The sequence below is a fragment of the Actinomadura barringtoniae genome (assembly GCF_017573505.1).
Lineage (GTDB): Bacteria > Actinomycetota > Actinomycetes > Streptosporangiales > Streptosporangiaceae > Spirillospora > Spirillospora barringtoniae.
Window position 1 is genome coordinate 196280 of the sequence record NZ_JAGEOJ010000001.1, and the last position, 13242, is coordinate 209521.

Below are 13242 nucleotides of genomic sequence, written 5' to 3' on the forward strand. Positions count from 1 at the left end.
TATCTGATTCACCACCGCCTCCTCGGGCCCTTAGCCGGATCACCTGGATCCCCGTACATCGGCGGGCAATCGGCAGCGGCGGCAAGGGGACTCAGCCGGTAATGCCAAGGCCCATTGCCATGCAACGGGCACAGCCCGAACGCGATGCCGTGGGCGCACGCCTCGGCCGCGGCATCTGGATGTGGCAGCCGAACGGGCTCGACCGTGCGGAATTCGAAATGCCACCATTCGTTTTCGTAAACGCGGTAGAGCCCGTACCGCCCGCCGTTCTGTTCCAGCCAGCGCGCGCCCTCGGTCGGTCGCACATCGATCGCGAGCCCCCGTACGTGCATGGATTCCTCCGGTGGCAGCACCCGCCGCCGCGCCGCCGAGATCGAGCCGGTACGCCGCACCTCCTCAGCGAAGATCCGGCGCTGTTCCGCCGCGTCGCGATGACCCGAGGTCAGCCCGATCAGCTGCCCGTCGCGCCAGAACGCCTCAGCCCGCGCGCACATGAACGCCGTCAGCGCCTCCGGTGCCAGCCCGCGGAGATCCTCGGCGGGGAACCGCAGACCCAGCGCCCATTGGCAGGCCAGAAAGCGGGCCCGGCCCGGCGCACGACAAGCGTTGCCCGGCGCATGACAGGCGTTGCCCGGGGCACGGCAGGCGGCGAGCGGCACCAGCAGCACCGCGGCGAGCCGGGTGACGGTTGCCAGAACGCGTTCTTTGAACCTCAAAGCTGAATTCGCCACAACTCACCGCCGAGGGAAGCCCGAAGGCATGCGGACAGGCGGGCATGCGGGCATGTCGGCCCTGGGGTCAACCGGTCAACCCGCCGGGCAGAGGACGGACTCGCCGGCCTTGAAGATCGCGGAGAAGATGGGGTCGAGCTGATCGTCGACGACGCTCCGGGTGACGGACACGGCGAGCTGCTTGCGGCCGTCGGTGGAGAAGAACGTCATCGCGACGTAGCCGGGCGCGTCGCCGCCTTGCACCTTCAGGTCGTCTTCGCAGCTGCTGCCCGTGCTCCGCAGCGCGCCGGGCTTGGGCCCGCTGGTGAGGATCTTCTGCAGGTCCGGGGGCAGCAGCTTGCCCTGGTTGAAGGCTCGCTGGAACGCACTGACATCACGAGTGGTCGAGACGACGCCGCCAGCACCGTTGCCCCAGCTGGCGTTGAAGCGATCCACGTCGCGCAGGGCGCCGCCGTCGTCGGGGTAGTAGCCGTGCCCGTGCGGGCCGTCGATGCCTTCGGGCGGCTTGGTGGCGTGATAGGTCCGGGTCATGCCGAGCGGGTGGAACAGGCGCCGGTCGAGCTCGTCGGACAGGGAGTGGCCGGTCGACCTCTCGATGATCATGCCGAGGAGGGTGTAGTTGGTGTCGGAGTAGAAGTACTTCTCGCCGGGCGCGCCGGTGCGCGGCAGGCCCCGCGTCATCTTCACGATGTCCATGGGCCGGTAGTGGGTGGTGAAGTCGAAGACGTTGAACGCCGGTACGGTCGTGCCGGGCTTGTAGAACCAGCCCGGGACGCCGGAGGTGTGCTGGATCAGCTCCTTGATGGTGATCTGGTCGGCGAGTTCCACCAGCCCGCCGGTGGCCACCTCGGGCAACACGTCACTGAGCTTGTCCTCCAGGCCGAGCCTGCCCTCCTTGACGAGCTGGAGGATCACGGTGGCCACCATCCACTTGGACTGCGAACCGACGCGGAACCGGGCGTCCGCCGGGATCCTGCCGCCTTGGCCGTTGAGCAACCGAGACCCGGCGGTGCCACGGCCGGCAAGCCTGCCGTCCACATAGGCGCCACCGATCACACCCACGACGCCCGGTGTCTTGGCCACGTCCTCCATGGCCTTCTGAACGTCGCCGACCTTGGTGGCACGAGCCGCCATCGCAGGCGAGACGACGGCCGGCAGAAGGGCCACCGTGAACGCGGCGGCAACGGACATGCGTGTGAACGCAAGGGATTTCATGCCTCCACCGAAGACGGAGGGGCGTTGCTGTGGCGTATGCGTTTATCGATACGCCAGCGATACGCGAGGTGTGCTCACCCTCGTTGGCGCAGCATGAAGGCCGCGACCAGAGGGGCAGTTGAGCCGCGGGAGAACAAAGACGCCCGTTCGGTCCGGGCCGCCGGTCAGGCCAGGCAGGGCAACCGGCTGCGGACGGCAACAAGGTCCCCACTCCCCCGCTGCGGAACGACAGCATGCTCACGACCGCTCAGGCGATGAGCTTCCCCATGGCCGCACGAACCTTCCCGATCCCCAGCGCGCACCGTCCCCATGACTGCGCGCACCTTCCCGATCCCCTGCGCGCACCGTCCCGATGGCTGCGCTCAACGACCAGCGGGCCGCACTGGGATGGGGCCCCTGGCGCCGCTCGGGCACTGCGCGCGGGACGTTAGTGCCGTGCGCGGGACGTCAGGCGGTGGCGGGCGGCCGGGATACCGACAGCTGCGGCGGAGTCCCGGCGTACGGCTCTATCTCGACGAGGGTCAGCTGGCCCGTACACCCTTGGCTGAGGGTTGAGGACGGCGCGTCGGCGGTGAGGACGTTGGGGTTTCCGTGGCGGCAGAACGATGGGTCGGTCGGGTCTGGGTCGTACCAGGCGCCGGTGGAGAGCTGGGCGACGCCGGGGCGGACGGCTTCGTCGACGGCCAGGCCCGCCAGGCAGGCTCCGCGGTCGTTGAAGATTCGCACCAGGTCGCCGTCACGGAGGCCGCGTGCCGCCGCGTCGGACGGGTTCATGCGCACCGGTTCGCGGCCGGCGATCTTGATCGACTGGCTGTGGGCGCCGACGTCGAGCTGGCTGTGCAGGCGTGACTTCGGCTGGTTGGCGACCAGTTGCAGGGCGAAGCGCGGCTCGGGCGAGCCGAGCCATTCGTCCGGTTCCAGCCAGACCGGGTGGCCGGGGCAGTCCGCGTAGGCGTAGCCATCGATGGTCGAGGAGAAGATCTCGATCTTCCCGGTCGGGGTGGTGAGCGGGTGCTGATCCGGGTCGGCGCGGAAGTCGGCGAACGCCACCTGTGGCTTGTCGGCCAGCGGCAGTTCGAGGCCGTCGCCCGCCCAGAACTCGTCGAAATCGGGGACCGGCCAGTCCCCGGTGGTGTCCTTCCACTCGTCGTAGAGGTGCCGCAGCCACTCCATCGTGGTGCGGCCCTCGGTGAAGTCCTTGCCGATGCCGAGGCGATCCGAGAGCTCGGCGAAGATGGCGTAGTCGTCGCGGGCCTGGCCGTGCGGTTCGGTGAGCGCGGGCATCGGGAAGAACATCCGGTCGTTCTGCCCGGAACCGAAGTCGTCGCGTTCGATGGTCATGGTGACCGGCAGCACGATGTCGGCGTGCCGGGCGGTCGCCGTCCAGAACGGGTCGTTCACCACGACCGTCTCCGGGCGGGTGAACGCCTCGCGCAGCCGGGCGAGGTCCTGGTGGTGATGGAACGGGTTGCCGCCGGCCCAGTAGACGAGCCTGATGTCCGGGTAGGTCAGCCGTTCACCGTTGTAGTCGTAGGGCGCGCCGGGGTTCAGCAGCATGTCGGCGATGCGCGCCACGGGGATGTACGTGGAGACCGCGTTCCGCCCCTGCTTCAGCCGCGGCACCGAGATCCGGGGCGCGGGCTCGCCGACCAGGGCCGTGGAGCCGTATCCGTGGCCGAAGCCGCCGCCCGGGAGGCCGATCTGGCCGAGCATGGCGGCGAGGACCACGCCGAGCCACAACGGCTGCTCCCCGTGGCGGGCTCGCTGCAGCGACCAGCTGACGGTCACCAGCGTGCGCGCCGTCGCCATCTCGTGCGCGAGCCCTCTGATCCGCGTCGCCGGAACTCCGGTGATCTCCGACGCCCACTCCGGATCCTTGACGATGCCGTCGGTCTCGCCGCGCAGGTAACTCGCGAACCGCGCGTAGCCGACGGTGTAGCGATCCAGGAAACCACTATCGGCCAGGCCGTCGGCGTCCAGTACCTGGGCAAGAGCGAGCATGAACGCGGCGTCGCTACCGGGCCGCGGCGCGATCCATTCGGCCTGCGCCTCGGCGGGTGTGTCGTCGCGTAGCGGGCTGACCGAGACGAACCGGCAGCCGCGGGCCTGCGCGGCGCTCATCCAGCCGCGGTTGTGGTGCCGGGACACCCCGCCGGGCGACACGGCGGCGTTCTTGGGCGACAGCCCGCCGAACGCGACCACCAGCTCGGTCTGCTCAGCGAGCACCGACTTGGCCGTCGCCTTGTTCAGCAGCACGTTCACGTCGGCGATCACGTAGGGCAGCAGCACGGTCGAGGTGCCGAGGCTGTAGCTGTTGACGTGCCGCACATAGCCGCCGAGGCAGTTCAGGAACCGGTGCACCTGGCTCTGCGCGTGGTGGAAACGGCCCGCGCTGGCCCAGCCGTACGAGCCGCCGTACACCGCCTCGGCTCCGTGGTCGCGATAGACCCGGCGCAGCTCCCCGGCCAGGAGATCGAGCGCGGTCTCCCACGACACGGGCACGAACGGCTCGTCGCCGCGCGCAGGCGCCCCGGGCCCGTGGTCCAGCCAGCCCTTGCGCACGTGCGGCTGCGTGATCCGGGCCGGATGATGCTGCGCGGAGGCGACGTTGTCGATCAACGGCATCGGCTCCGGATCCCCGCGCCACGCACGCACGCCGGTCAACCGCTCACCATCGCTGACGGCCTCGAACGTCCCCCAGTGCGTCAAATGCACGCTCATGCGATAGATCGTAACTCTTCAAGCCACACCGGGCTCAAGACCCGTTCAGTCGATGCGGCCGTCCGGGCGGGGACTCTGGCCGGGGGCGGGTTAGGCCATGGTGATCAGCACGTTGTCGGCCACGTTGCCTAGGAGGGTGTAGTCGGCTCGGGTGGGTTGCAGTAGGGAGCCGGGTACGTAGGGGGTTACGGGGCCGTGGGCTACCAGGCGGGCTATGAAGCGTTGCCAGGAGATGCCGCCTCCCAGGTCGCCGTCCAGCCAGAAGCTGCGGTGTTTTGCGCCCAGGATGTCGCGGGGGCCGATGGTGGCGGCCTTGGGTGGGACCCAGGACCAGTCGCCGCCGAAGGAGTGCAGGGCGTTTTGCATGATGGTCATGGGGTGCAGTTCGACCAGGCGGCTGGGTAGTCGTCGGTAGGCGTCCAGGTCGCCGTTTGCTTCGGCGCCCAGTTGGGGTTCCCAGAACGCTATGTGGCCGCTCCAGCCGATGCCGCCGTAGCAGACGTCGGCGCCGCCCAGGTCGGCTATTTGGTCGCTGTAGTGGGCGATGTTCTCGGTGGTCGGGAAATGGACGTTGGCGGGGTCGGGGCGCAGGTCGGAATCGATGAGGCCGAAGAAGCGGTCGTTCATTGCCTTGTGGAAGGAGCCGGGCCAGCCGGCGGGTGCGGTGTTGCCGTCCTGGTCGGCGTATTCGTCCATGTTGAACGTGATGACGTGGTCCATGCGGAGGCGTTCGGCGTTGATGAGGCGGGCGGCGATTTCGTATTGGGGCATCGGGCCGCAGGGCAGGATCGCGACGAATTGGTCGCCGTTTTCCCGGGCGTCGCGGATGCGTCCGACCAGGTCCTCGGCGAAGGCCTCGTAGAACGAGGTGCGTTCTTGGATGACCCTGATGTGGAAATCGGGGTTGGGGTGTGTGGTGATGTCGGCGCGGGTGATCGCGCGGGCCTGGGCACAGGCGGCGGTGTCGCGGAACGGGAGGAATGAGGACAGGTCATAGGTGAACAATGCGGTTCCTCTCAGTCGGCGAGGAGGCTGTCCATGGTGATGTCGGCCGCCCGCTGGACCGCGCCCAGGGCGACCGCTTCGTCGCCGAGCGCCGAGACCAGGACTTCCGGCATGGCGGGGACCATCGTTCGCAGGTGGCGGGTGATCGGCGTGACCAGAGTGTCGCCGGCTCGGGAGAGGCCGCCGCCGATGATGACGGCGCGGGGGTTCAGCACGCAGACCGTGGCGGCGATGCCGGCGGCGATCCGTTCCGCCAGGCGTTCGACCAGGGCCAGGGAGGCGGGGTCGCCCTCGGCGGCGGCGGCGCAGACGAGGCGGGCGTTGACCGCGTTGGGGTCGTTGCCTGCGAGTTTGAGGAGGCGTGTTCCGTTGGCGCTTAGGGCTGTCTCGCGGCCTAGGCGGGCGAACGCCTGGCCGCCGGCGGCCCACTCGAAGGGGCCGAGCCCGCTGCCGGGGGGCGGTGATTCACCGCCGTACGGCAAGGGGAGGTAGCCGATCTCTCCGGAGGCGCCGTCGTGACCTCGGTAGATCTGCCCGTTGATCAGGACGCTGCTGCCTATGCCGATGCCGAGGTGGACGAAGACACCGTCGTCCAGGCCGACGGCGACGCCGTGCGCGCGTTCGGCCAGGAAGGACAGGTCGGCCTCGCGTTCCACCGCGACCTGCCCGCCGACCTCGCCGGTCAGCGTGCCCGAGAGGACCGTTCCGTCCCAGCCCGCGATCTGCGGTGCGAGGGAGATCCGGCCGGTCGCCGGGTCGACGGCGCCGGGGGTGCCGATCACCGTTCCGGCGATGGCCGTACGTTCCATTCCCGCCACGGCCAGCGCGTGCCCGACGCAGCTGCGCAGCTGCCTGAGCACCCCATCGCGGGTACGGGCGCCCTCGAGGACCGGCCGCTTGACCGTGGCCAGCGCGTTCCCGGTCAGGTCGGCGACCATGGCCAGGACCTTGTCGGCGCCCACGTCGAGCCCGAGCACCACGCCCAGGCTCGCGGCCAGGCGCAGCTGCGCGGCGGGGCGGCCGGGCGCGCGGTGCCCGGCGGTGTCGCGCACCTCCTCAAGGTGACCGAGCTCGATGAGCGAGTCGCAGACTTCCTTGATGGTGGACTTCGCCAGGCCGGTGGCGGCCATCAGCCCGCTGCGCCGGATCGCGCCGCGCGCCCGTACGAGCTCCAGGACCAGCCGCTGGTTGCGCCGCCTCAGCAGGGACGCGCTGGTCACGCCGGATGCATCCAGAGCCATGGCGTTCACTCTGGCAGACCCGGGGTGGCTTGCCGCACCGGCTGCGCGCTGCGGTCCATGGGTTCGGGGCGTCGCCGGAACGCCGTCGCGGCGACAGCGGCGGCGGCGATCCAGCCGATGCAGAACCAGTTGCCCCAGGCCAGCGGGTACGCGGGCCAGGGGTGCACCTGGTAGTACAGCGGCACCAGGAGGATCAGGATGGCCGCGACCGGGCACACGGCGTGCGGGAACCAGCGGAACTCGGCGGGGCGACGCCGCCGGAAGTAGGCGACGCAGGCGGCGCAGGTGACCATGTAGAGGACGATCGCGAAGACGGTCACGACCGTCGCGAGGACGGAGAACCCCTTGGTCACGCCGAACGAGGCGCCGAGGGCGAGTCCCAGCACGATGGTGAGCGCGGTCTGGGCGTAGACGGCGTTCGCCGGTGTGGCGTGGACCGGGTGGACCCTGCCGAACGCCTTGGGCAGCGTGCCCTGCCGTCCCAGCGCGTACAGGATCCGGGAGGCGGCGGCCACCCCGGCGTTGCCGTTCCCGACGAAGCTGTTGACCAGGGCGAACAGGATCACGACCCAGCCGATCCCCCAGAACCGCCGGGCCAGCACGCCCCACGGGTCGGGGTTCGCCGCGAACGCCGCCATGTCGTCGAAGCCCCAGCCGATCACCGACGCGTACCCGCACAGCAGGTAGAACGCGCCGACGACCAGCGTGGACAGCACGATGACGCGCGGGATGACGCGGCGCGAGTCCTGCGTCTCCTCGGCCAGCGGGGCGGCGGTCTCGAAGCCCTGGAACGCCAGGATGGAGAAGACCATCCCCTTGAAGACGCCGGACAGGCCGGGTTCGAGGGCGTGGGACGGCACGAACACCCGCGCGGTGTTGTCGCCGGCGTTGTGCACGATCAGGTACACGGCGAAGGCGGTGAACACGGCGATCTCGAACGCGCCGAGCACGATGCCGGCGTTGGTCGACGACCGGACCCCGCGCACGTTCAGGTAGGCCGACAGCGCGGCGGCGACGATCATCCACAGCCACCACGGCGCGGTGACCCCGAGGTCGCGGTCGAACACCCCGGCCAGGATCTGCCCGAGCACCATGAACACGATCGGCGCGATCAGCAGTTCCAGCACCGGGTAGAGCCAGCTGACGAACCGGCCGGCGCGCGGGCCGAGCCCGGCGGTCGCGTAGTCGGCCAGGCCGCCGGCGGTGGTCACGTGGCGGGCGAGTTGGGCGACGGCGGTGGCGATGAGCAGGCAGACGACCATCGCCAGGCCGATCGCCAGCGGCATGGTGGGGCCGGCGAACGAGATGGCGACCAGCAGCGACGAGGCGATGCCCGCCGCCGGGCCCATGTGCGTGACGGACTGGAAGAGCGCCTGCGGCAGCCCGATGGATCCGGCGCTGAGGCGTGCGTCCGCAGGGTCGGCCGGTCGACTCACGATCCCCACCCCGATTCTCATTAGATCGGATTCCGAACTAATGAACGGATGCTAGGCAGCTCCGATCGCCGGTGTCAATGGGTCTTAGCTCCCCTCACCAGGTAGGTGTAGGCGCCTTGTTGGCCGTACGCCTCCTAGTTAGATTGAGCACCGATCTAACTAGGGAGCGATGATGTCCAGGAGCACATCCAAGAGCAGGGCGGGTCTGGCCACCGCGATCGCCGCCGCGGTGAGCCTGTCCGGGATGGCGGCGATCACGGCCGGCTCGGCGGCGGAGGCACAGGCGGACGCGGCACAGGCCACCGCAGGGACGCCCGACGGACCGGACCCCGGAACGTCCGCCCTGAACTCGGGGTGGCGGATCCAGTCCTCCGCCGTCGCCGGGCACGACGGAGCGAAGATCAGCAGCCCCGGTTACCGCGCGAACGGATGGCTGCCGATCTCCAAGCCGCAGACGCTCATGGCGGGGCTGGTGGAGAACGGCCGCTACCCGGGCGTCTTCACCGGCGACAACCTGGCCAAGGTGCCGGCCGAGCAGTTCAAGGACAACTGGTGGTACCGGGAGCAGCTGACCGTGCGCCCACGGCCCGGCCGGCACACGTTCCTGACGATGAACGGGATCAACGGCGACGCCGACCTCTGGGTCAACGGCCGCAAGATCGCCGACCGGGCGCGGCTGCGGGGCTCCTACTCCCGGTTCGAGTTCGACATCACCGCCTACGTCCGGAACGGCGCGAACGCGATCGCACTGGACGTGGCCAAGAACCAGGACGAGTTCAACCCCGACCCGTCCAAACCGGTCGGCAAGCACCTGACGCTCAACATGGTGGACTGGAACCCGCCCTCACCGGACCGCTACACCGGCCTCCAGTCCGCCCCGCAACTCGCCCAGAACGGCCCGGTCTCCGTACGGGACGCGCATGTCGTCCAGCACAACGCCAAGGACCTGAGCACCTCGGACCTGACCGTCAAGGCGAGCCTGCGCAACAACACCGGCGAGCCGCGGCGGGCCGCCTTCTCCGGCAGCATCACGCGGGGCAAGACCCGGATCTCGTTCAGCAAGACGGTCGCGCTGGCACCGCACGAGACCAAGCCGGTCACCGTGACTCCGGCGGACAACCGTGGCCTGCACCTGGCGCACCCCGACATCTGGTGGCCGTACCAGATGGGCGGCCAGCCGATGTACCACCTCGCGGTGGCGGCCGGCGTGGACGGCGCGCGTTCCGACCAGGACGCCGACGACTTCGGCATCCGCACCGTCACCTCACGGCTGACCAAGGTCGTGCCGGGCAAGACCCACGGTTCCAGCGGCTACCGGCAGTTCCTGGTGAACGGCGTCCCGTTCATCGTGCGCGGCGGCGGCTGGTCGCAGGACATGTTCCTGCGCTACTCGCCCGGCAACATCGCCGACCAGCTGTCGTACGTCAAGAACATGGGCCTGAACGCCCTGCGGTTCGAGGGCAACTTCCCGCCCGACGACATGTTCGCCCAGCTGGACCGGGCCGGCATCCTCGCCATGACCGGCTGGCAGTGCTGCGACCGCTGGGAGGACAACAGCAGCACCTGGGACGACGCCACCAAGGCCAGCGCCGCCAACCAGGCCGCGCACATGGCGGCGCGGCTGCGCGACCACCCGAGCGTCTTCACCTTCTTCCTGGGCAGCGACTACGCACCGGACGCCACCAAGGAGGACATCTACCTCAACGCGTTCCGCGCCGCCGACTGGAAGACCCCGCTCGTTCCGTCGGCCTGGTACGAATCCTCACCGAAGCTGGGGGCGTCCGGCTCCAAGGAGGGCTCCTACAACTACGCGCCGCCGAGCTACTGGTGGGCGAACGGCCCTGAAACGGTGAACTCCTCCATCCCCGGCAGGATGTTCATGTTCAACGGCAGTGCCTGGGGATTCGAGGCGGAAGCGAGCGCGGGGAACACGATTCCCACGCAGGACTCGCTGGACCGCTTCCTCACCAAGGAGGATCAGCAGAAGATCTGGGATCCGGCCACCACGAAGGGGCCGACCGCCGGTGCGGACCTTTTCCACACCTCCGCCTACACCGAGTACTACAAGCTGGCGCGGATGGGCGTCTACAACACCGCCTTGGCGAAGCGGTACGGCCCCTGGTCCGACGCCGCCGGCTACCAGAAGACCGTTCAGCTCGGTGAGTACGAAGTGGCCCGCGCCCAGTTCGAGGCGTACATCGGCAACTCCACCGACAAGGCCAACCCGAGCACCGGCGTCATCTACTGGATGCTGAACAAGGCGTGGCCGTCGCTGCAGTGGAGCCTGTACGGCTACGACTTCGACCAGCCGGGCGTGTACTTCGGCGCCAAGAAGGCCAACGAGCCGGTGCACATCATGTACTCGTACCGGGACGGCTCGGTCCAGGTGGCCAACCAGACCAACACCCCGCAGAAGGGCCTGCACGCCACGGTCGAGTTCATCGACATCAACGGCAAGGTGCGGGGCAAGCAGACCGTGCCGCTGTCAGCGCTGTCCCGCCAGGAGGTCCGTACGGCGATGCGGCCGAAGGTGCCCGCGGGCATCTCGCGGACCTACTTCGCCAAGCTGACCTTGAGCCGCGGGTCCACCCAGGTCAGCCGTAACGTCTACTGGCTGTCCACCAAGGCCGACAAGGTCGACTGGAAGTCCACGCACGCCGCTTTCCAGGGGTACGCGAACTTCGAGAAGGACGGCTATGCCGACCTCAGCGGCCTGCGTAGCCTGGGCGACGCCTCGGTCAAGGTCACCGCGCACACCCGGCGCGAGGGCGCGGACTCGGTCACCACGATCACGGTCCGGAACGTCGGCGGGGGCGGTACGCCCGCGCTGTTCACCCGCGCCGACGTGTTCGCCGGCGGCCGCCAGGTGCTGCCGATCCGCTGGAGCGACAACAACATCACGCTCTGGCCCGGCGAGCAGCAGACCATCACCGCGCGCTACCGCGCCGCCGCCGGACCGGTCGTACGGCTGTCCGGCTACAACCTGAAGACCCAGCAGATCAACGCAGGCTGACCTGACACGACACACCTCGCGCGGCGGCGCCGTCCCGATGGCCGGGGCGGCGCCGCCGTTCCCGTGTCGCTGATGCCTGCTCTCCCGGGTCACCGGCTGATCAGTTCGCCGGCGTGCAGGGTCGCGGCGAGCAGGTCGGGGTCGCCGGTTCGGTCGTAGGACTCGACGACCGTGTCGGTGAACTTCAGAACGTGCTCGTCGCCGTGCTCGGCCGCCCGCTGCAACGCGTCCTCGGCGGTCAGCTCAGGATGACGCTGAACGATCTCCGAGCACGGGGCGGGCCGGGCCGGGGCGTACGTCGCGACGAGCGCCACCATCGCCGCCCAGGCCGCCGCGAGGCTCGGCGCCCACTGCTCGGCCGGCAGGACCGGGAGTACGTGCCGCACGGCGTTGGGCGCGGTGGCGGCGTGGACCAGCAGGACCGGCGAGCCGTGACCGTACTCGAGGTAGGCCTTGGCGCCGGTGTCGACGAGCGACTCCAGGCGCGCTGGAACCTCCTCGGCGGACGCGGCGGGCTTCAGCGCGCGCAGGTTCGCGGTCCAGTCAGGGCTGCGTTCGAGCCGGTCGAGCCGGTGGGCGATGACGCCGCTCTGGTCCTCAAGTCGGGCGACGCCCGCCAGTCCCTGTTGCGGCGTGAGCGTGCCCTCCGGCGGAACGACCCCGGCGAGGCTGCGGTAGCGGGCCGCCCAGAACGCCAGCCCGTGCGCCAGCTCGTCGAGGGTCTCGCGTGCCGGGACGGCTGGAGCACCCGGTGCGCCAGTGGCACCCGGGGCGCCCGGGGCACCCGGGGCACCCGGGGCACCCGCGTTCCCGCGCAGCGTACGCACCGCATGGCTGACCCGGATCACGCCGTGGGTCGAGCCCGCGACGATCCCCGGCAGCAGCCGCGGCCACCACTCGGTGAGCACGTCCGTCCAGGGACGTTCGGCCAGCTCGTGCTGGAAGTAGGCGGTCCAGTCGGGCAGCCGCCGCGCCCGGCCCAGCGCCGCGCTCCACTCGCCGGGCTTGATGGTCGCGTTCGCGCCCGGCAGCTCCGCGAGGCGGCCTACGTACTGGTCGAGCCAGCTTTCGACGTCGATGTCGAGGCCCCGCCGGACCATGACCTCCACCGCCATCGGGCCGTGGTTGGTCAGTCCGTGGTTGCCCTCCTCGTCGCCGCCGAACTCCGGCCCATAGGCGTGCAGCCGCTCGTACGCCTCGGGCAGGGTCTCGTTCACCGCTTCGTTCGTCATGGCGGCCACCTCAGCGAACGACGTCGTAGACGAACTTGGTGATGCCGTTGGCGTAGGTCTCGGACTCGACCAGCTTCAGCATCTGCTTGTCCTTGTCGGTGTCGCTGAACATCCGCTTGCCCGCTCCGAGCAGCAACGGGAACACCAGCAGGTGGTAGCGGTCGATCAGGCCGGCGTCGGAAAGCGTGCGGGCGAGCGTGGCGCTGCCGTGAATGACGATCGGGCCGCCGTCGGTCTCCCTGAGCTTCGCGACGTCCTCGGCCGAGCGCAGGATCGTGATGTCGCCCCAGTTGTCGACGAGGGCGTCCTCTTCGAGGGTGGTCGACACGACGTACTTCGGCAGGTCCTTCAGGGTGGCGAAGTCCTCCATGTCCGGCCACAGCGGCGAGAACGCCTCGTAGCTGGTCCGGCCGAACATCAGCGCGGCGGCCTCCTCGGACTCGCGGCCCTTGATCTCGTACGCCTCGGGCAGGAATTCCAAGTCCTTGAACGTCCAACCGCCACTGCGGTGGTTCTCCGATGCCGTGCCGCCGCCGGGTGAGTCGACGACGCCGTCCAAGGAGACGAAGGCGGTGTAGATCAGCGTGCGCATTTCAGGGTCCTTTCCCAGGTCCGGTTGGGTGTCCCCAGTTTCCTGTGGCGAGCTGC

Annotated in this window: 9 protein-coding genes; 1 reads left to right on the plus strand and 8 read right to left on the minus strand. The window is 69.6% G+C overall.

Annotated elements, in window-relative coordinates:
* Positions 1 to 8 precede the first annotated feature (8 nt).
* The 6 genes from J4573_RS00880 to J4573_RS00905 form a co-directional block, all read right to left on the minus strand.
* Positions 9 to 716 carry a M15 family metallopeptidase gene (locus J4573_RS00880; protein ID WP_208253244.1) on the minus strand — a complete coding sequence of 236 codons (708 nt, stop codon included), beginning with the start codon at positions 714 to 716 and terminating at the stop codon, positions 9 to 11.
* Between the two features lie 90 nt (positions 717 to 806).
* The gene (locus J4573_RS00885) at positions 807 to 1922 is read right to left on the minus strand and encodes a serine hydrolase domain-containing protein (RefSeq protein ID WP_208253245.1); all 1116 of its coding nucleotides are present in this window, start codon (positions 1920 to 1922) and stop codon (positions 807 to 809) included.
* A gap of 471 nt (positions 1923 to 2393) precedes the next feature.
* Positions 2394 to 4667: a molybdopterin guanine dinucleotide-containing S/N-oxide reductase gene (locus J4573_RS00890; RefSeq protein WP_208253246.1), complete on the minus strand. Its 2274-nt coding sequence runs from the start codon at positions 4665 to 4667 to the stop codon at positions 2394 to 2396.
* 90 nt (positions 4668 to 4757) lie between these two features.
* Entirely contained in the window at positions 4758 to 5672 is a 915-nt protein-coding gene (locus J4573_RS00895; protein ID WP_208253247.1) for a sugar phosphate isomerase family, read from the minus strand.
* An 11-nt stretch (positions 5673 to 5683) separates the two neighbouring features.
* A complete protein-coding gene (locus J4573_RS00900) occupies positions 5684 to 6913 on the minus strand; it encodes an ROK family transcriptional regulator (RefSeq protein ID WP_208253248.1) in 1230 nt (409 codons plus the stop codon).
* Between the two features lie 5 nt (positions 6914 to 6918).
* A complete protein-coding gene (locus J4573_RS00905; RefSeq protein ID WP_208253249.1) occupies positions 6919 to 8349 on the minus strand; it encodes an APC family permease in 1431 nt (476 codons plus the stop codon).
* Between the two features lie 172 nt (positions 8350 to 8521).
* Here J4573_RS00905 and J4573_RS00910 point away from each other — a divergent pair, with 172 nt between their 5' ends.
* Positions 8522 to 11362, plus strand: coding sequence for a glycoside hydrolase family 2 protein (locus J4573_RS00910; RefSeq protein ID WP_208253250.1), 2841 nt, complete (start codon positions 8522 to 8524; stop codon positions 11360 to 11362).
* Positions 11363 to 11451: 89 nt separating this feature from the next.
* Here the strand turns inward: J4573_RS00910 and J4573_RS00915 are convergent, their stop codons facing one another.
* A complete protein-coding gene (locus J4573_RS00915; RefSeq protein ID WP_208253251.1) occupies positions 11452 to 12594 on the minus strand; it encodes a questin oxidase family protein in 1143 nt (380 codons plus the stop codon).
* A 10-nt stretch (positions 12595 to 12604) separates the two neighbouring features.
* Positions 12605 to 13186, minus strand: coding sequence for a dihydrofolate reductase family protein (locus J4573_RS00920; protein WP_208253252.1), 582 nt, complete (start codon positions 13184 to 13186; stop codon positions 12605 to 12607).
* Positions 13187 to 13242: the final 56 nt, after the last annotated feature.

Coding starts and splice junctions, on each gene's coding strand:
- J4573_RS00885 (WP_208253245.1), bottom strand. CDS start 1,922: ATGTCCGTTGCCGCCGCGTTCACGGTGGCCCTTCTGCCGGCCGTCGTC.
- J4573_RS00890 (WP_208253246.1), bottom strand. CDS start 4,667: ATGAGCGTGCATTTGACGCACTGGGGGACGTTCGAGGCCGTCAGCGAT.
- J4573_RS00900 (WP_208253248.1), bottom strand. CDS start 6,913: ATGGCTCTGGATGCATCCGGCGTGACCAGCGCGTCCCTGCTGAGGCGG.
- J4573_RS00910 (WP_208253250.1), top strand. CDS start 8,522: ATGTCCAGGAGCACATCCAAGAGCAGGGCGGGTCTGGCCACCGCGATC.
- J4573_RS00915 (WP_208253251.1), bottom strand. CDS start 12,594: ATGACGAACGAAGCGGTGAACGAGACCCTGCCCGAGGCGTACGAGCGG.
- J4573_RS00920 (WP_208253252.1), bottom strand. CDS start 13,186: ATGCGCACGCTGATCTACACCGCCTTCGTCTCCTTGGACGGCGTCGTC.